This is a genomic window from Actinoallomurus bryophytorum, from assembly GCF_006716425.1.
In the GTDB taxonomy this organism is placed as follows: Bacteria; Actinomycetota; Actinomycetes; order Streptosporangiales; family Streptosporangiaceae; genus Actinoallomurus; species Actinoallomurus bryophytorum.
The window spans coordinates 1-17,725 of the sequence record NZ_VFOZ01000002.1 but is presented as its reverse complement, the minus strand read 5'-3'; the positions used below and the strand labels follow the sequence as shown (position 1 = coordinate 17,725).

Here is a 17,725-nt window from a genome sequence, read left to right as displayed (position 1 = left end):
CGGCGGCTTCAGCTACCGCGTACGGCCTCGGCCAGCGCCTCGCGGATCTCGGCCACCCCGGCCGGAGCGCCCGGGTCCGCGGTCAGCGCGGCGGCCGGGTCCTTCAGGTAGGGACTCCCGTAGGCGGGTGTGCCCGGCTCCTGGCGCCACCCTTCGGAGAGCGGACCGGCGTCCACCACGTCGAACCCGAGGGTGTCCAGCAGCGCGGTCGTCCTCGCCTTGGCCTGAGCGTCGTCCCCGGCGATCGACAGCGCGGAACGGTCCGGCGCGCCGGCCGGACGGGCCAGTGACCAGAGGTGCTCGAAGTAGATGTTGTTGAACGCCTTCACCACGTGTGACCCATCCAGATGGGCCTGGACCAGCTCGCTGCTCGTGGTGGCGTGCGAGTCCAGCTCCGCGAACCGGCCGTCACGCTGCGGGTAGTAGTTGCCCGTGTCGATGACGGTCTTGCCCTCGAGCGGCGCCTGCGGCACCTGGGGATAGTTCTTGAACGGGATGGTGACCACGACCCAGTCCCCGGAGGCCGCGGCCTCCTCCGATGTTCCCGCCGTGGCCCGCGCGCCGAGTTCCGCCGCGAGGTCGGCGAGGGTCTCCGGTCCTCGCGAGTTGCTGAGCACCACGTCCAGCCCGGCCTCGACGGCGAGTCGCGCCAGGGTGCCACCTATGTATCCGCTTCCGATCAGTCCAAGTGTCGCCATGGAGCGTGGTAACGCGTCGTGGCCGGCGGATGTTCCGCCGGCCCTCGGTTCGTGGAGGCGGCCGTCCCCTCTGGCGCGGAGTGTCCCGCCGGTTCATTCTTCGGTCATCACGTTCTGCTGGTCGTCGCGTGACGGCGAGCCGATTCGAATTCGAGGTGACCGATGACCGCGGAGTTCGCCAAGGCCGGCGCGGAGGACTTCACGCTTCCGGGCAGGCCACTGCCCTTCTTCCTCCCGGCGGGTGAGGGGGAGCGCGCGCACCTGTTCGACTCTCTGGTCACCGTCCTGCTCAGCAAGGACGAGACCGAGGGACAGTTCGGGGTCTTCACCCTGGCCGCTCCCCGGGGCGAGGCGATCCCCACCCACACGCACGCCGACGTGCACGAGATCTTCTTCGTTCTGGGCGGCCGGGCGCGCGTGTGGATCCAGGACGCGGAGGGCGAACGGCTGGAGAGGCTGCTGGGCCCCGGCGACTTCGGATACGTACCCGCCGGTCTGCCGCACAGCTTCCGGGTCGAGGCCGACGACACCAGGATCCTCGGCGTCTGCACCGGTGGCTTCGAGCGCTTCTTCGCCGCCGCCGGCACCCGTACCGACTCGCGCGGGCTGCCCCGGCCGCCGCATGTTCCCTCGGCCGAGCATCTCGCCGCGGCCGGGCGGGAGTTCGGCAACGAGTTCCGCTTCGACCTTCGGCTGGACGGCTGAGATGACGACGCCCGGCGAGGTGCTCGCGGTGCCTGTCGCGTGACGGAGGCCGCACCGCAGGTGCTCATCGCGGGCGGCGGACCGGCCGGGCTCGCCGCGGCGGTCGAGCTCGGCCGGCGGGGGATCCGCGTCTGCCTGGTGGAGCCGCGTCTCACCGTCGACGACGACCGGCCGCGCGCCAAGACCACCAGTATCCGGACCATGGAGCACCTGCGCCGCTGGGGTCTGGCGGACCGGCTGCGCGCCGTGGCGCCGCTTTCCGTCTCCTGGTCGCAGGACGTCATCTTCTGCACGGCACTGCTCGGTACCGAGCTCACCCGGTTCCGTAACGCCTTCGGGCTGTACGAAGGGCGCAGCGAGCACTGGGCGGAGCCGGGTCAGCAGATACCGCAGCCGCTCGCCGAACGGGTGCTCCGCGAGGCGGTGGCCGACCTGTCCTCCGTCACCTGCCTGACCGGGCACACGGTCACCGGCGTCGAACAGGACGCCCGCGCGGTGCGCGTCACGGTGACGGCCGGCGACGGCGCCGCCCGCGTGATCGAGGCCGAGTACCTGCTGGGCTGCGACGGCGCCGGCGGTGTCACCCGGGAGGCGGCCGGCGCGGTGTACGCCGGGTCGTCCGGCGAACGGCCCAACCTCAGCATCGTCTTCCGTTCACCGGGCCTCGACCGCAGGATCGCCCTGGACCCGGCGGTGCAGTACTGGGTGGTCGGCCCGGAGGCGTCCGGCCTGATGGGCCGGCTCGACCTGAAGGACCGATGGTGGGCCATCATCCAGCGGGTCGACACCCGTGTCTCCACGCCGGACCCGCAGGCGCTGGTGCGTTCCCTCATCGGCTCCGCGCCGGACGTACCCGTGCGCGTCGTCGGCACCGACCCGTGGGTCGCGCGGATGCTGCTGTCCGACCGCTACCGTTCCGGGCGCGTGTTCCTGGTCGGCGACGCCGCCCATCTCAACCCGCCGTGGGGCGGGCACGGCTACAACACCTGTGTCGGCGACGCGGTCAACATCGGCTGGCGGCTCGCCGCCGTACTCCAGGGCTGGGGCGATCCCGCGCTGCTGGACAGCTACGAGACCGAGCGCCGGCCCGTGGCCGCCCAGACCATCACCGACAGCGCCGCGCAGGAGAAACTGCTCGCCCCCTCCTTCGCCGGCCATCCGCTCACCGGAGACGGCGAAGCGGCGGACCGGCACCGGGCCGAGGTCGCGGCGGCACTACGGGCCAAGGCCGGTGAGTTCCACAGCGAAGGGCTGGTCCTCGGTTACCACTACGCCGCCTCTCCGGTCGTCGTCGACGACGGCTCGCCGGTCCCGTCGCACACGCCGCGGACCTACCACGGCTCCGGCCGCCCGGGCGCACGCCTCCCGCACGCCTGGCTCCCCGATGGCCGTTCGCTCTACGACGCGCTGGGCGACGGCTTCACGCTCCTGCGCCTGGGCCCCGCACCGTCCGCCGCCTTCGAGAGATCGGCGCGGGCGCGCGGCGTCCCCCTCACGGTGGTGGACCTGACGCGGACCGCCCTGCACGACCGGTACGGCGCCGATCTCGTCCTGGTCCGTCCCGACCAGCACGTGGCCTGGCGCGGGTCCGGCGACGCCGGCGCCGGGCGGGTCCTCGACGTCGTACGGGGCGCCGGCTGAGGACGCGGCGCGGCGCGCGGACGGCCGAGTGGCGGAGTCGGCTGGGCGATTGGTAGCTTCTAGCCGCTTCCGTCCGATCTTGGCCGAAGAGGCGTCCCGCGCCGCCGAGCCTGGTCCGCAGGATGCGCCGCAAGCATTCGCCGCCAGGATCGCTCTGGCCAGGAGGTCGAGGTCCCATGACGAGGCGCCGCCTGATATCGCTGGCCGGAGGGCTCGCCCTCGTGGTGGTCGCGGTGGTCGTGACCGTTCTCACCTACGGCGGGCACGGGTCGCACGGCGTCGCGGCACCGGCCCCGACCATTTCGTCGTTGACATTGTCGCCGTTCGTGACGCCGAGCCCGACGCCCAGTGGCACCCCTCACCATCGGCACCGTACGACCGTGAAGAAGGCCGCGGCGACGGCCCGGCGCGGCACGCCGGGTTCCTCCGGCGGCCACTCCGGTGTGCTGCCGGCGGACCCGTGCGCCCACAACCACCACTGCCACGTGCCGCCGGCTCCGCCGCTGAAACCGGACCCGCGGCCGCCGGTGGGCCCGCCGGTGGCGACCGTGTCGGGCGCCCCGGCCGGCCCGCCCGCCGGCGGCTGAACTCGCCCGTCACGGCCGGGGGGCGGCCACCTCGCAGCGCTCGACACGGGCCGGGACGTGCTTGTGCAGTGGTGTGCCGACCCAGGGGTCACGGTGGGCGGCGGTGGTCAGCTCGTTCGGCGGGGTGCCGGCGCCGCCCTGCGGGTCGGAGGAGGCGAGACCGAGGCCGTTCGGCAGCGAGACGTGTCCCGGCTGCATGCGGTCGGTGGGTTCGACCGGGATCTCGGCCGAGCCGGCCGGGGTGGTCACGCGGACGCGGTCGCCGGGGGACAGGAGCATCCGTTCGGCGTCGGTCAGGCTCATGCGGAGCGCGCCGTCTCCGCCCCGGCGGCGCCAGCCGGGGTCGCGGATGATGGTGTTGGCGGTGAAGGCCCGTCGCTCCCCGGCGGTCAGGACGAACGGCCAGGATGAGTCGGAGCCGGGTGCGGGACGTTCGGCCAGAGCGGTGAGGTCGCCGAGCAGCTCGGGGATGGCCAGCCGGACCCGGTGCCCGGGGTCGCGTACGCGCTGCCAGACCCCGTCCCACCGGTCCTCGGTGATGACGACGCCGTGTGGTCCGGCGAGGATCGCGTCGAAGAGGCGTTCGCCGGCCTCCAGGCCGGTGCCGAAGCCCGCGTCGCGTACGCCGTCGGGGTTCTCGGCGGCGCAGCGGTGCGCGGCGGCCCACAGCACCGCAGCGGCGGCGGCGCCGCCGGGCAGGGTGGGTCCCAGGGTGCGGTAGAGCAGGACCGGCGCCAGGCCCGCCAGGCGGCGGTCGCTCGTGGCGGCCATGAACGCGGCCCCATAGGCGGCCCGTCCGCGGGCGGCGGCCGCGTGCAGCGGGGCCAGATCGGCATCGGTGAGGGCGCCGGAGGCCTCCGCGAGGCGGGCGTGGATCTCCGGTTCGGGCAGCGGGCCCTCCGGCGCGGGCAGGACGGGTGGCCGCAGGTGGAAGATGTTGCGGGGGAAGTCGAAGTTGAAGAACGTCGCCTCCCACTTCTCGTACTGGGTCGGTGCGGGCAGGACGTAGTCGGCGAGCCGCGCCGTCTCGGTCATGGCCACGTCGATCACCACGAGTGTGTCCAGTGCCTGGAGGGCCTGGCGCATGGTGGCCGAGCCGGCGAGGGAGTGTGCCGGGTTCGCGCTCTCCACGATCATCGCCCGGTAACGTCCGGGGTGGTCGGTGAGGATCTCCTCGGCGATGACGTTACACGGCACCAGGCCACTGATGATCGGCGCACCCGCGACCGGGGAGCGCGGCACGTCATCGATGTGGCGTCCCCGGTCGCGGCCGAGCGGGGACAGGCCGCTGGGCAGGTACTGCGACCCGGGGCGGGCGAAGTTCCCGGTCAGCAGCCAGATGAGCTTCTCGACGTAGCTGACCAGGGTCGAGTCCCGGTTCATCTGCACCCCGAGGTCCTCAAGCACGCCGACCGAGGACGCGGCGGCGATCCGCCGCGCGGTGTCACGGACGGTGTCCTCGGCGATCCCGGACAGCTCGGCGTACCGCGACACGGGGACCTGGCGCAGCGTGGTGATGACCTCGGCCAGGCCCGTGGCGTGCTCGGCGAGCCACGCGTGGTCCAGCAGGTCCTCCTCGACCAGGACCGCGGCCATCGCGGCCAGCAGGTAACCATCGGTGCCCGGGCGCAACGCCAGATGGACGTCGGCGAGCTCGGCCGTCTCGGTCCGCACCGGGTCGATCACGATCATCGTGCGGCCCGGATCCCGTGCGATCTCCTTCAACACGGCCCTGGCACGGGGGAAACCGTGCGACTGATAGGGATTCTTGCCGATGAACAGGCTCACCTCGGCGTGCTCGATGTCCGCGCGCACGTAACCGCCGAGCATCCGCGCGTCGACCCAGAACTCGCCCGTCTTCTCCTGCGCCAGCGCGCTGGACCGATACTTTCCGCCGTACGCCCTCAGCGTCGCGGAGGAGTACGCACCGCCGAGATGGTTCCCCTGGCCGCCCCCGCCGTAATAGAAGATCGTCTCCCCGCCGTGCGCGTCACGCACCGCACGCAGCCGGCCCGCCACCTCGGCGATCGCGGTGTCCCAGTCGATCTCCTCGAACGACCCGTCGTCCCGGCGGCGCAACGGGCGGGTGATCCGGTCGTTGCGGCCGTTCTGGTAGTGGTCCAGCCGCAGGGCCTTGTTGCAGGTGTAGCCCCGCGACGCCGGATGAGCCTTGTCCCCCCGGATTCGCTCGAAACTCCGGCCGTCAGTACCCAGCTTGATCTCGATGCCGCAGTTGCACTCACACAGGATGCACGCGCTCGGCTGCCAGTTTTCTGTCGTTTCGGTCATGAATACCCCCTGTTGCCCCGACGGTAGCGCGCGACGGTGAACCGCCGCGGGCGATCGCGGCCGTACAGCCGTCACCAGCCCTGCGTAAAGCCGCCACGGCGGCGTACTGTGTGCGACTGTGAGGTGGGTCACAGTCTCCGTCGTCGCAGTGCTGCTGTTCGTGGCCGCGTGCGGCGAGCGGGCGGCACACCCCTGGCGGCTGGTCATCGCGACCGGCGGTCAGGGAGCGGTGTACTACGCGTACGGCGAGGGCCTCGCGCGGGTGGCGCGCGCACACCTGCCCGGAGCCGAACCCGAGGTGGTCGCGACGGCCGCGTCGGTGGAGAACCTCCGGCTGGTGGCGGAGGGACGGGCCGACGTCGCCTTCACGCTCGCCGACTCGGCCGCGCTGGCGTACGAGGGCAGACCGCCGTTCACGGCTCGCGAGCCGGTCGTCGCGCTGGCCCGGCTGTACGAGAACTACACGCACCTGGTGGTCGCGGCGGACAGCTCGATCCACCGGCTGCCGGACCTGCGCGGGCGCGTCGTGTCGATGGGGGCGGCAGGCTCGGGCACCGAGCTGATCGCGACCCGGCTGCTCACCGCGGCCGGGGTGGACCCGGAGAAGGGGGTCCACGTCCGCAGGCTGCAGGTGGCCGACTCGGCCGCCGCGCTGCGCGGCGGCCACATCGACGCCTTCTTCTTCTCCGGGGGGCTGCCGACCGGGACGATCGCGGAGCTGGCGCACGTGATGCCGATCCGGCTGATCGACCTCGGCGACTACGTCGAGCCGCTGGGAAAGCGGTATCGGGCGTTCTACGAAGAGCGGTCGATCCCCGCGTCGACCTATGAGCTCTCCGGGCCGGTGCGCACCATCGGCGTGCCCAACTACCTGGTGGTCAACGCGTCGATGCCGGCCGACCGCGCCTACGCGCTGACGCGGATGCTGTTCGAGCAGCGCGACGCGCTGGCCCGCGCGCATCCCGAGGCCCTGCACCTCAACCTGCGCGCGGCGATCTCGACGAATCCGCTGCCGCTGCATCCCGGGGCGATCCGTTACTACCGGGAGTCCAAGCGGCAGAGCTGACCGGGCCCGGCTCCGGCGGCGATCCCGCCGCCGCGGGCAGGACCACCCGGGCGTGCAGGCCGCGCGGACGCGCCGGCCCGAGCAGCAGCACCCCGCCGGACGCTTCGGCCAGCGCCCCGGCGATGGCGAGCCCGAGTCCCGTGCCGTCGACGTTCTGGTGCTCCGCACCACGCCAGAACCGCTGCGTGGCGCTGGCCAGGTCGGCCTCGGAGAGGCCCGGCCCGTCGTCCACGACGTCGATCCCGACGACCGGTTCGCCCAGACCGTCCGCGGGCCGGTGCGGCCGGGACACGGTCACGGTGACCGTCGCGTCCGGGCCGGCGAACTTGGTGGCGTTGTCGATGAGCGCGTCGAGGATCTGGCCGACGCCACCCTGGACCGCGAACGCGGCGGCGTGGGTCGCGCCGCGGCACCGGAGCCGTACGCCGGAGGAGTCGTGCCGCCACGCGGTCACGCGTTCCCTGGCGACCCGGCCGCAGTCGACCACACAGATCCGGTAGTTGCCGCCCTCCGCGCGCACCAGCGCGAGGATCCCGTCCAGGATGCGGCCCAGCCGGCCGGCCTCGTCGATGGCGAGCTCGAGATCGCGTTCGCCCGCCGGGGGCAGGTGGGGGGCGAGGTTCTCCACCCGCAGCCGCAGTGCCGCGAGGGGGTTGCGCAGCTGGTGCCCGGCGTAGGACACGAAGGACTTCTGCTGTTCGAGGATGCGGCTCATCGCCGCGGCCATGGTGTTGAAGTGCTCCCCGAGCCGTCGCATCTCGGCCGGTCCGGTCGTCACCGGGACCCGTGCCTGCCACTGCCCGGCCGAGAGTTCGCCGGTGACCTCGTCCAGCTCGCGGACCGGGCGCAGCACCCACCGGGTGAGCGGGACGGCGGCGAGACCGAAACCCAGCAGCGCCGCGAGGCCGGCGGCGGCCAGCTCGGTCCACCGGGTGGTGATGCGGGAGCGTACGGCCCCGGTCGGCGCGATCGTGACGGCGGTGGCGACCACCTCACCGCCACGGCCGACGGGTTCCGCCACGACGAGCGGTGCGCGCCGCCACGGCCACACCACCTCCTCGATGCCCGAACGGTCGCCCGACAGCGCGGCGCGCAGCCGCGAACGGGCGGCTCCGCCGAGACTCAGCCCCGGGCGCGAGGAGATGACGATCCTTCCGTCCTGGTCCACGATGGCGGCCGCGATCCCGTACAGGCTGTCGTAGCGGGTCAGCTCGGCGCGCAGTGTCACCATCTCGCCGCTGCGCAGCGCCGGCTCGGCGAGGGAGGCGAACCGCGCGGTGTCGTTGAGCTGGTCGATGAACAGCGTCTGGGTGTCGCGTGCGGCGACGGCGACGGCCAGCGGGATCTCCAGCGCGGCCAGCACCAGGAGCAGCAGGGAGGCGTAGAGCACGAGCATGCGGCGCAGCACGCCCTCACCTCCCGCTCGGCGGCGGCCGGCGATGTCTCACGTGCCCTCCGCCACCTGACCGGCCATCCCGGCGTCGTCGCGGGTGATCAGGCGGTAGCCGACGCCGTGCACGGTCTGGATCACCTTCGGGTCGCCGAGCTTGGCGCGCAGGGTCGCCATGTGCACGTCTAAGGTGCGCTGCCCACCCGGCCACGGGTTGTTCCACACCTCGATGAGGAGGCGTTCGCGCGAGACGACCACGCCGGGCTGGCGCGAGAGGGCGGCGAGCAGCTCGAACTCCTTGCGGGTCAGGGTGATGACCGCACCGTCGGCGGACGTGACGAGGTGGCGGGCGACGTCGATGCGCAGGCCGCCGGCGGCCACGGCAGGGCGCGCCGCCGGCCGTACACGGCGCATGACCGCGTCGATGCGGGCCCGCAGCTCGGCGATCCCGAACGGCTTGACCAGGTAGTCGTCGGCCCCCGTACGCAGGCCGATCACCCGGTCCCGCTCGTCTCCCCGTGCCGTGATGGCGATGATCGCCACATCGCCGCGGGCCCGCAACCGCCGGCACACCTCGATGCCGTCCATGTCCGGCAGGCCCAGGTCCAGCAGGACCAGGTCGGGCTCTGGCGCGGCCAGCGCCGCGGCCGCCGTCGCCGCGCGTGACACGTCGAAGCTCTGCCGGCGCAACGCCACGATGAGCGCGTCGGCGAACCGGTTGTCGTCCTCGACGAGAAGGATCCGCATCGCCCCTCAGCGTAGAAATCATGTCGCTCCGCGCATACAGCCCAGACCCTAGAGAATCCTCAAATCTCACCCTCTGCTCTTCGCGGCCCCGGTACGAGCTGTCTACGTTGCGGGTGCGCCGGACGGCGCTTCAGGGCTCGTACCTCCGATCGGGGCGGACGGCGGCCCGGCCTGGATCGAGGAGAGCGGGCGGATCGAGATGCATGCCAAGCAGATGACGGCGCTGGCAGCGGCGGCGACGCTGATGGTGGCCGGATGCGGATCGAAGGGCGAGCGCGAGGCGAGCGACAGCGGGAACACGCTGAAGTTCGGTGCCTCCATGTCGCTGACCGGGTCTCTGGCGCGCGAAGGCGGCCTCACCAAGGAGGGGTACCAGCTCTGCCAGCAGGCCGTGAACGCCAAGGGCGGCGTCCAGGTCGGAGGGAAGCGCCTCAAGCTCGCCATCCAGTACCAGGACGACACGTCCAAACCGGACACCGCCGCGCAGCTGGTCGACCAGTTCAACGACAAGGGTGTGAAGCTGATCCTCGGCCCCTACGGCTCGGCGACCACCGAGGCCGCGGCCGCGGTGATCGAGCGCAACGGCCAGGTGATGGCCGACAGCTCCGGCGCGGACGACAAGATCTTCCAGAAGGGGTACAAGCGGACCTTCGCCGCCCTGTCTCCGGCGCACTCCTACGCCGCGTCGATGATCCAGGCGATCGCGGAGATGGCGCAGCCGAAGCCGGCCACGATGGCCTTCCTGTCCGCCGATGACGGGTTCTCCAAGACCGTGGCCGAGACCGGCGCCGCCGAGGCGAAGCGCCTCGGGTTCAAGGTGGTGGCCACCGAGTTCTTCCCCAACGGCACGTCGGACGTCTCCTCGGCCCTCACCAAGATCAAGTCCCTGAAGCCGGATGTGATCGTCGGGTCGGTGCACGTCGTCGAGGGCATCGCGATCATCAAGCAGGCCAAGGAGCTCGGCGTCACGCCGTCCGGAGGTTTCGCCGAGACCGTGGCGCCGCCCACACCCGACTTCGCCAAGGCGCTCGGCGCCGACGCCGAAGGCGTCCTCGGCTCCACGCAGTGGACCGACAAGACGGTCGGCAAGGACAAGTGGATGGGGACCGCCGCCGACTACAAGACGACGTTCGGCGCCGCGTTCGGCGGACGGGCGCCCGAGTACCACGGCGCCGAGGCGACGGCGGCCTGCATCGCCCTGGTCGACGCGGTGGAGAAGGCCGGGAGCACGGACGCGGACAAGGTACGGGACGCGCTCGCCGCGCTGGACGAGCCGACCTTCTTCGGGCCGCTGAAGTTCACCGCGCAGGGCCAGAACCTCACCAAGACGATGCAGGTCATCCAGGTGCAGGACGGCAAGCCGGTCGCCGTCTGGCCCAAGGACATCGCGGAGGCCAAGATGGTCTGGCCGGGCACCAAGTGAGCGAGCGGCCCGGCGACACGGCGCCCCTGGTCACACCTCCGACGAAGGAGGACTCGTGAGCCAGCTGCTCCAGGCGACGGTGTACGGGCTGCTGCAGGGTGGCCTGCTGGCGCTGATCGCGGTCGGGTTCTCGCTGGTGTGGGGCGTGATGAACGTCATCAACCTGGCACACGGATCGTTCGTCCTCATCGGCGCGTACCTGGCCTTCGAGCTGCACCGGCAGCTCGGCCTGGACCCCTTCGTCTCGATGGTCCCGGTCGCCGTCGCGCTGTTCGCCGCCGGTTACCTGGTGCAGCGCGGGCTGATCAACCTGGTGGTCAAGGCGCCCATCTTCATCACGCTGCTGCTCACATTCGGCCTGGACCTGGTCCTGGTCAACGGGCTCCTCCTGATCTACTCCGGCGACTACCGCTCCATCCCGACCGGCTACGCGGGCGACGGCTTCACCCTGTTCAGCGGCGTCCGGGTGCCCGTCGGCCGGCTGCTGGCCGCGGTCGTGGCGCTGGCCATCACCCTCGCCCTCGTGGCGGCGATGCGGAAGTCACGTACCGGGCTGGCGATCCTGGCCACCGGCATGGACCGGGGCGCGGCCCGGTTGATGGGCATCCGCGCGCGGCACGTGTACGCGCTCACCTTCGGCATCGCCGCCGCCCTGGCCGGGGCGGCGGGTGCCGCGGTCGGCGCGGTCGGCACCTTCAGCCCGGCCGACGCCGGGCGCTTCACGCTGTTCAGCTTCGTCGCCGCCGTCCTCGGCGGCCTGGGCAACATGTACGGCGCGCTGCTGGGCGGCATGGTGCTCGGCCTCGTCGAGGCGTGGGGCGGGCAGCTGCTGCCCGGCACGCTGGTCAACGCGGTCGCGTTCGCCGTACTCGTAGTGGTCCTGGCCGTACGCCCGCAGGGCATCGCGGGGCGTGCCTTCTACTCCACCCGGGTCGAGGTGTGAGCATGACCGAGCCGGACACGGCCGCAGGGAAGGGGAAGGCCCTTCTCGTGCGCAGGCGGCCCGCGTGGCTCCCGTGGGCCTTCGGCCTCGTGGTCGTGCTGGCCTGCCTGGGGCTGCAGAGCCAGCTCTACACGGGCCAGGAACGTACGATCACCACGGTCTTCATGTTCGTCGCGCTGGCGGTGGCGTGGAACCTCATCGGCGGTTACACCGGCTACGCGTGCTTCGGCCAGGTCGGGTTCTTCGGCCTCGGCGCGTACACCACGGTCGTCCTCGTCGTCCACGGGGGACTGTCGTTCTGGATCGCGCTGCCGGTGTCGGCGGTGGTCGCGGCGGTGTTCGCCGGCCTGATCGGCCTGCCGCTGCTCCGTCTCAAGGGACACTACTTCGCGGTGGCGACACTGGGAGTCGCCGAGGGCCTGCGCGAGCTCGTGACCAACGTCCCGCGCTGGACCGGCGGGGGAGCCGGCATCACGATCCCCTCCACCGGCGACCGCGCACCCACTCAGTGGCTCGGCAACGACGGCTTCTACCTGCTCTTCCTCGCCCTGGCCGTGGTGGCGGCCGTGGTCGTGGCGCTGATCTCGCGCGGGCGCACCGGATACGCGCTGCGCGTCATCAACCAGGACGAGGACGCCGCCGCGGCGATGGGGGTCAACACCACCTGGGCCAAGACGGTCGCGTTCGGCGTCTCGGCCGCGCTCACCGGCGCGACCGGGGCCGCCTATGCCTTCCAGCAGGTCAGCATCTATCCGGAGCGCCTGTTCGACGTGAACATCACGGTGCTGATGGTCGTGATGGTGGTGATCGGCGGGGCCGGCACGATCAGCGGCCCGATCCTGGGAGCCGCGGCCATCGCCATCGCCTCGGAGTACCTGCGGCAGCACTTCACCGAGGTGCACACCCTCACGCTCGGCGTACTGATCATCGTGGCGGTGATCCTGCTGCCCCAGGGCGTCGTCAACTTCGCGCGGGACGCGGTGCGTGACCGCGACTACTCCCTCCTTTCCAACGTCCGGAGGTACCGACTGTGAGTGAGCCGGTGAGCCCCGGTGCCGAGGACGTACCCGTCCTGCGGACGCGAGGACTCGGGCGCCGCTTCGGCGGGCTGGTCGCGCTCTCCGGCGTCGACCTGGCCCTGCCCGCCGGCCGTACGCTCGGGGTGATCGGGCCCAACGGGGCGGGCAAGAGCACTCTGGTGAACCTCATCAGCGGCCATCTCAAGCCGACGACCGGATCCGTCGAGATCGGCGGCACGGACCTCACCGGGGTACGACCGTGGCGGATCGCGCACGCGGGCGTGGCCCGTACGTTCCAGATCGTCAAGCCGTTCCGCGGCCTGACCGTCGCCGACAACGTGGCGGTGGCGGCGATGTTCGGGCCGTCCTCGGTACGTTCGCCGGCGCACGCGCGCCGCGAGGCGGCCGAGGTGCTGGAACGGGTCGGGCTGGGCGGCAAGGACGGGCTTTCCCCGGCCGAGCTGTCCGTCGCGGACGCGCGCCGGCTCGAGCTGGCCAAGGCGCTCGCGCTGCGGCCACGGCTGCTCCTGCTCGACGAGGTGCTCGCCGGACTGCGCCCGGCCGAGATCGACCCCGCGCTCCGGCTCATCGACGAGCTGAAGAACGCCGGGCTGACACTGCTGATCATCGAGCACGTCGTCCGCGCCATCGCCGCGGTCTCCGACGAGATCCTCGTGCTGCACCACGGCAAGGTCCTCACCCAGGGCCCTCCGGACCAGGTGCTGAGCGACGAGCGGGTCATCGAGGCCTACCTCGGCCACCGTTACACCAGGAAGAACCCCTCATGATGCTCGAAGTCGACCGGCTCACCGCCGGGTACGGGCGGATCCGGGTGCTCCACGACGTCTCCCTCACCGTCGGCGAGGCCGAGATCGTCGCGCTCGTCGGACCCAACGGCGCCGGCAAGTCCACCCTGCTGAGGGCCGTCACCGCGATGCTCCCCGACCGGGGCGGATCGGTGACCGTCGACGGCCGGGAGCTGATCGGCGCCGGCGTCGAGACCATCGCCGCCGCGGGGGTCGCACACGTTCCCGAGGGCCGGCGGCTGTTCCCCGGCCTGTCCGTACGCGACAACCTGCGCCTGGGCGGCTGGCTCGGCCGCAACAAGGACCTCTCCGGGGTGCTCGACCTGTTCCCGGCACTCGCGGGAAGGCTCGACCAGGTCGCCGGAAGCCTGTCCGGCGGCGAGCAGCAGATGTGCGCCATCGCGCGGGCGCTGATGAGCCGGCCGCGGCTCCTGCTCATCGACGAGCTCTCGCTCGGGCTGGCGCCCGTCCTGGTGGACGAGATCCTGCTGCGGCTGACCGGCATCGCCGAAAGCGGCACCGGCGTGCTGCTGGTCGAACAGGACGCGGGCGCGGCGCTGGAGATCGCCCACCGCGGGTACGTCCTCGAACTCGGCGAGATCACCCTGGCCGGCACGGCCGCCGAGCTCACCGCGGACCCGCGGATGCGCGTCGCCTACCTGGGCGAGGAGTGGGAGCCGGATCCGGGCACCGCCTGACCCCCGTCCAGGCGGTGCCCTCACACGGTGATGACGACCTTCGCGCGGGCGTGTTCGGTCGCGAGGTGGCGGATGACCGTGCACAGCGCGGCGGAACCGCGTCTCCCGTGCGGGGAGGAGGCCGTTCCGCCTAGGACCGCGCCTAAGCGGACTCGACCGCGGCGAACGGGTGCGGGTAACGCGGCGACCGGTGCTGGAAGGACAGGATCGTGGGGTTCTGGATGACGCCGTCGCGGATCTCGATCGCCCGGCGGATGGTCTGGTCGGCGTCCCAGGACTTCGGGCCGTCGAGCACCGTCCGCAGGTGGGGCAGCAGGGCCTCGCTGATCTCCCAGCTGGCGGAGTCCCACAGCAGCGACGGGCTGTGGTCGACCCCGTAGTAGTGCACGTTGTCGCCCACCGTGAACATCGGGTCGGCGAAACTCGTGGGACGCGCCCAGCCGAAGCCCATTCCCTCGTCGCAGGACACGTCGACGATGAGGCTGCCCGGGACGAAGGCGGCCAGGTCCTCGTCGGTGACGAAGGTCAGCGGCACGTCGGGGTTCTGCAGGACGCAGTTGACGACGATGTCGTGTTCGGCGAGGAACGGCGCGAGGGGCACGCGGACGCCCTGGCGCAGCGCGTGGCCGTGTTTCGGGTCGCCGGAGTCGTGCTCGAAACGCACGATCCGCGCGGAGTGGATCGGCGAGGCGACCGCGGTGACGCCGCGGTTGGTGAGGATGTGCACGTAGTGCACGCCGTGCGCGTTGAGGGCGGTGACCGCGCCGCGGCCCGCCGCTCCGAAGCCGATGACGGCCGCCCGTAGTCGCCGGCCGTAGTCGCCGGTCGTCCCGATGAGCTGGAGCGCGTGCATGACCGAGCTGTACCCGGCCAGTTCGTTGTTCTTGTGGAAGACGTGCAGGCCGAACCCGCCGTCGGCGGTCCAGTGGTTCATCGCCTCGAAGGCGATCAGCGTCAGCCGCCGGTCGATGGCGAGCTGGGTGATCTCCGCGTTCTGCACGCAGTGTGGCCAGCCCCACAGGACCTGCCCCTCCCTGAGCTCCTCGACGTCCGGCACCAGCGGTTTGGCGAGCAGGAGGACGTCGCACTCCGCGGCGAGCTGTGCACGGGTCCGAAGCCCCGCCACGAACGGCGCGAGCCGTTCGTCCGACACGCCGAAATGCTCCCCATAGCCGTGCTCAAGGAAGATGCGTTCTCCCAGGTCGGCAGGGATGCGTTCCAGATGAAGCGGGTGGATCGGAAGCCGGTGCTCGTTCTCCTTGCGGGACCGTGAGACGACTCCAAGGGTGAGCTGATCCACACGTAAGCCTTTCGTCGATGCCGTGCGCGAGGGGGCGTCGGCGTTCCGCCATGGTGCGCAGGCGCTCCCAGCCAACCCTCATGTCCCCGGCAGGGAAACCACGAACCTGAGCAGGGCTGATCACCTCAGCTGATGACCGGACGGCTCTGTGATCAGCCGGGCGTCCGCTCTGTCGCCGTCAGCCAGTCCAGGCGGCGTGACATCACCTGCGCGCAGGTGACGATCGCGCGTACGTGGTCGGTCGTGTCGGTGGCTCGCCACAGGATGGACCAGGGGTAGTGGGACACGGGCTCGACCAACGGCCGCCAGAGGGTGCCGGGAAGGGCGGAGATGCAGGAGGAGGGGACGCAGTACAGGCATCGTCCGGCGGCGACCAGCGCGGCGGCGGCGCGGATGCTCTCCACGGTGCCCTCGTAGACGGCGGGGGTGAACCCCGCGGACCGGCACATCTCAACCACGAACTGGTTGAACTCCGGTGCCCGGGCGTCCTCCGACAGCAGTAGTGGCTCCTCGGCGAGTGTGGCGACGGGTACGCCGTCCAGGGAGGCGAAGCGGTGGCCGTCGGGGACCAGTACTCCCAGAGGGTCCTGGCGGAACAGGTGCGAGGCCACGCCGGCGGGCGCGAGTGCGGCCCGTCCGATGCCCACGTCCAGGCGGCCGTCGAGGAGCCGCTGGTACTGCTCCGGCACGCTGGCCTCGATCTGGTGGATCACCAGGTCGGGGAAGCGGGCCTGGACCTCGTGCAGGATCAGTGGCATGGAGTCGTAGCTGGCGTCGATGATGCCCACGCGCAGGCTGGGGGCCGTACCGGCCGCGCTCCGCGCCACCTGCGCCGCGCGGTCGACGTGCGCGATGATCTGCCGGGCCTCGACCAGGAACGCCGCTCCCGCCGTGGTCAGCCCGACGTGGTGGGTGCTGCGTTCGAGCAGGCGAACGCCCAGCTCGCGCTCCAGCCGCTGCAACTGCTGGCTCAACGCGGACTGCACGATGTGCTCCCGCGCGGCCGCCCGGCCGAAGTGGAGTTCTTCGGCCAAGGTCACGAAGTAGCGAAGCTGGCGCAGCTCCATGCCCGCCTCCTCCACTCCGGCGATCAGGACAGGTGATGAGGCTTGCTCGGGTTGCCGGTTTCCCCTTTGCCGCAATACGGGTGAACTGGAGACTCACCGGCATGCCACAGGTTACGGGAAAGAGTGCAGATGACCGCGGACGGCACCAGCATGGCCCTCGATGCGAGGGTTGCCGGCCCGAACGGATCGGCACCTCGATGCGAGCATCTCGACGCACTGGCGCCCGTGGACGCCAGCGCGACCACGTGCCGGGAATGCCAGGCCACAGGCGAGTACTGGGCCGGCCTCGTGGTGTGCCTGACCTGCGGCTGGGTGGCATGTTCCGACGACTCGCCCCGGCGGCACGCGTTCGCGCACTACGAGGAGACCGACCATCCGGTGGTACGCGCGCTACAGGCCGACTCGAGCTGGAAATGGTGCTACGTCCACCGGCGCACCATCTGAGCGATCCGATCCCCCCTCCCCACTGAAGGAGCAAGCAGAGTGGTCGTTGAAACCGTAAGACCGGATACCGGCACTCGCCGTAGACCCTCCGCTGCCGGACGCGGCAGCGACTACGCCGAGTTGTCCCGCCAGATCAAGCAGGCGGGACTGTTCGATCGCCGCCCCACCTACTACGCGTTCAAGATCGGGGCGAACCTCTCCCTGTTCGCCGGCGGATGGGTCGTCTTCGCCCTGCTGGGACGCTCCTGGTGGCAACTGCTCGTCGCGGCCTTCCTCGCGGTGATGTTCACCCAGGTCGCGTTCGTCGGGCACGACGCCGGACACAAGCAGATCTTCCGTTCGAAGCGCGCGAACGACCTGCTCGGTCACCTTCACGGCGGCCTGCTGGTCGGGCTGAGCTACGGCTGGTGGGTCGACAAGCACAATCGCCACCACTCTCACCCGAACCACGAGGGCCGCGATCCCGACATCGCCAGCGGCGCCATCGCCTTCACCCGGGAGCAGGCCCGTGCACGGCGGGGGCTCGGCGCCCTGCTGGCCCGGTCCCAGGCCTACCTGTTCTTCCCGATGCTCCTGCTGGAAGGGCTCAACCTGCACGTCGCGAGCGTCCGGGCGCTTCTGGACCGCACCGGTACCCCGTCGAAGACCAAGCCCGTCGAGGCGGCGCTGCTGCTCGTTCACGCGGCGGCCTACCTGGCGGCGCTGTTCCTCGTGCTGTCACCGATCCAGGCCGTGTGCTTCATCCTCGTACAGCAAGGCCTGTTCGGCGTGTACATGGGATGCTCCTTCGCCCCGAACCACAAGGGCATGCCCATCTTCGGCGCGGACGACAAGATCGACTACCTGCGCCGTCAGGTGCTGACCTCCCGCAACGTGCGGGGCGGGCGGTTCACCGACTTCGT

Annotated in this window: 16 protein-coding genes and 1 pseudogene; 11 read left to right on the top strand and 6 right to left on the bottom strand. The window is 71.5% G+C overall.

The genetic code is table 11. The annotated features are described in order from the left end of the window. Positions 1-8 precede the first annotated feature (8 nt). Entirely contained in the window at positions 9-698 is a 690-nt protein-coding gene (locus FB559_RS36265) for an NADPH-dependent F420 reductase (RefSeq protein WP_141962163.1), read from the bottom strand. Positions 699-860: 162 nt separating this feature from the next. Between FB559_RS36265 and FB559_RS36260 the strand changes: the two genes are divergently transcribed. The 3 genes from FB559_RS36260 (at position 861) to FB559_RS36250 (ending at position 3,631) form a co-directional block, all read left to right on the top strand. Next, a complete protein-coding gene (locus FB559_RS36260) occupies positions 861-1,403 on the top strand; it encodes a quercetin 2,3-dioxygenase (protein ID WP_141962162.1) in 543 nt (180 codons plus the stop codon). A 39-nt stretch (positions 1,404-1,442) separates the two neighbouring features. Continuing rightward, positions 1,443-3,044: an FAD-dependent monooxygenase gene (locus FB559_RS36255; RefSeq protein WP_141962161.1), complete on the top strand. Its 1,602-nt coding sequence runs from the start codon at positions 1,443-1,445 to the stop codon at positions 3,042-3,044. A 176-nt stretch (positions 3,045-3,220) separates the two neighbouring features. After that, positions 3,221-3,631, top strand: coding sequence for a hypothetical protein (locus FB559_RS36250; protein ID WP_141962160.1), 411 nt, complete (start codon positions 3,221-3,223; stop codon positions 3,629-3,631). A 9-nt stretch (positions 3,632-3,640) separates the two neighbouring features. Here FB559_RS36250 and FB559_RS36245 read toward each other — a convergent pair whose 3' ends face one another. Then, complete coding sequence (locus tag FB559_RS36245; RefSeq protein WP_141962159.1) at positions 3,641-5,920, bottom strand: molybdopterin-dependent oxidoreductase; 2,280 nt, start codon at positions 5,918-5,920, stop codon at positions 3,641-3,643. Positions 5,921-6,038: 118 nt separating this feature from the next. Between FB559_RS36245 and FB559_RS36240 the strand changes: the two genes are divergently transcribed. Beyond that, complete coding sequence (locus tag FB559_RS36240) at positions 6,039-6,986, top strand: TAXI family TRAP transporter solute-binding subunit (protein WP_246122704.1); 948 nt, start codon at positions 6,039-6,041, stop codon at positions 6,984-6,986. On the opposite strand, the gene FB559_RS36235 is transcribed toward FB559_RS36240, so the two are convergent. Both FB559_RS36235 and FB559_RS36230 read right to left on the bottom strand, forming a co-directional pair. Beyond that, positions 6,898-8,394, bottom strand: a complete 1,497-nt coding sequence (locus tag FB559_RS36235) for a sensor histidine kinase (RefSeq protein WP_246122703.1) — start codon at positions 8,392-8,394, stop codon at positions 6,898-6,900. The two genes, FB559_RS36240 and FB559_RS36235, sit on opposite strands and share 89 nt — an antisense overlap. 36 nt (positions 8,395-8,430) lie before the next feature. Then, positions 8,431-9,123: a response regulator transcription factor gene (locus FB559_RS36230; protein WP_141962157.1), complete on the bottom strand. Its 693-nt coding sequence runs from the start codon at positions 9,121-9,123 to the stop codon at positions 8,431-8,433. A gap of 358 nt (positions 9,124-9,481) precedes the next feature. Between FB559_RS36230 and FB559_RS36225 the strand changes: the two are divergent. From FB559_RS36225 to FB559_RS36205, 5 genes and pseudogenes are all read left to right on the top strand, one after another. Then, a pseudogene (locus tag FB559_RS36225) lies at positions 9,482-10,546 on the top strand (amino acid ABC transporter substrate-binding protein); the annotation flags it as partial. A 55-nt stretch (positions 10,547-10,601) separates the two neighbouring features. Beyond that, a complete protein-coding gene (locus FB559_RS36220) occupies positions 10,602-11,489 on the top strand; it encodes a branched-chain amino acid ABC transporter permease (RefSeq protein ID WP_141962155.1) in 888 nt (295 codons plus the stop codon). A 2-nt stretch (positions 11,490-11,491) separates the two neighbouring features. Beyond that, positions 11,492-12,523, top strand: coding sequence for a branched-chain amino acid ABC transporter permease (locus tag FB559_RS36215; protein ID WP_141962154.1), 1,032 nt, complete (start codon positions 11,492-11,494; stop codon positions 12,521-12,523). Continuing rightward, the gene (locus FB559_RS36210; RefSeq protein WP_221640596.1) at positions 12,520-13,296 is read left to right on the top strand and encodes an ABC transporter ATP-binding protein; all 777 of its coding nucleotides are present in this window, start codon (positions 12,520-12,522) and stop codon (positions 13,294-13,296) included. The genes FB559_RS36215 and FB559_RS36210 overlap by 4 nt, the downstream gene beginning before the upstream one ends. Then, the gene (locus tag FB559_RS36205) at positions 13,293-14,012 is read left to right on the top strand and encodes an ABC transporter ATP-binding protein (RefSeq protein ID WP_141962153.1); all 720 of its coding nucleotides are present in this window, start codon (positions 13,293-13,295) and stop codon (positions 14,010-14,012) included. Before FB559_RS36210 ends, FB559_RS36205 begins: the two co-directional genes overlap by 4 nt. 142 nt (positions 14,013-14,154) lie before the next feature. Here FB559_RS36205 and FB559_RS36200 read toward each other — a convergent pair whose 3' ends face one another. Next, on the bottom strand, positions 14,155-15,312 hold the full coding sequence (locus tag FB559_RS36200) for a N(5)-(carboxyethyl)ornithine synthase (protein ID WP_141962152.1): 1,158 nt from the start codon (positions 15,310-15,312) through the stop codon (positions 14,155-14,157). A gap of 152 nt (positions 15,313-15,464) precedes the next feature. Beyond that, on the bottom strand, positions 15,465-16,379 hold the full coding sequence (locus FB559_RS36195; protein ID WP_141962151.1) for a LysR family transcriptional regulator: 915 nt from the start codon (positions 16,377-16,379) through the stop codon (positions 15,465-15,467). A gap of 129 nt (positions 16,380-16,508) precedes the next feature. Here FB559_RS36195 and FB559_RS36190 point away from each other — a divergent pair, with 129 nt between their 5' ends. Both FB559_RS36190 and FB559_RS36185 read left to right on the top strand, forming a co-directional pair. Further along, positions 16,509-16,823: a UBP-type zinc finger domain-containing protein gene (locus FB559_RS36190; RefSeq protein WP_246122702.1), complete on the top strand. Its 315-nt coding sequence runs from the start codon at positions 16,509-16,511 to the stop codon at positions 16,821-16,823. A gap of 120 nt (positions 16,824-16,943) precedes the next feature. Continuing rightward, positions 16,944-17,725: fatty acid desaturase family protein (locus FB559_RS36185; protein ID WP_246122701.1), on the top strand; the 782-nt coding region annotated here is incomplete at its 3' end.

Coding starts and splice junctions, on each gene's coding strand:
- FB559_RS36250 (WP_141962160.1), top strand. CDS start 3,221: ATGACGAGGCGCCGCCTGATATCGCTGGCCGGAGGGCTCGCCCTCGTG.
- FB559_RS36260 (WP_141962162.1), top strand. CDS start 861: ATGACCGCGGAGTTCGCCAAGGCCGGCGCGGAGGACTTCACGCTTCCG.
- FB559_RS36245 (WP_141962159.1), bottom strand. CDS start 5,920: ATGACCGAAACGACAGAAAACTGGCAGCCGAGCGCGTGCATCCTGTGT.
- FB559_RS36195 (WP_141962151.1), bottom strand. CDS start 16,379: ATGGAGCTGCGCCAGCTTCGCTACTTCGTGACCTTGGCCGAAGAACTC.
- FB559_RS36265 (WP_141962163.1), bottom strand. CDS start 698: ATGGCGACACTTGGACTGATCGGAAGCGGATACATAGGTGGCACCCTG.
- FB559_RS36230 (WP_141962157.1), bottom strand. CDS start 9,123: ATGCGGATCCTTCTCGTCGAGGACGACAACCGGTTCGCCGACGCGCTC.
- FB559_RS36205 (WP_141962153.1), top strand. CDS start 13,293: ATGATGCTCGAAGTCGACCGGCTCACCGCCGGGTACGGGCGGATCCGG.
- FB559_RS36215 (WP_141962154.1), top strand. CDS start 11,492: ATGACCGAGCCGGACACGGCCGCAGGGAAGGGGAAGGCCCTTCTCGTG.
- FB559_RS36190 (WP_246122702.1), top strand. CDS start 16,509: ATGACCGCGGACGGCACCAGCATGGCCCTCGATGCGAGGGTTGCCGGC.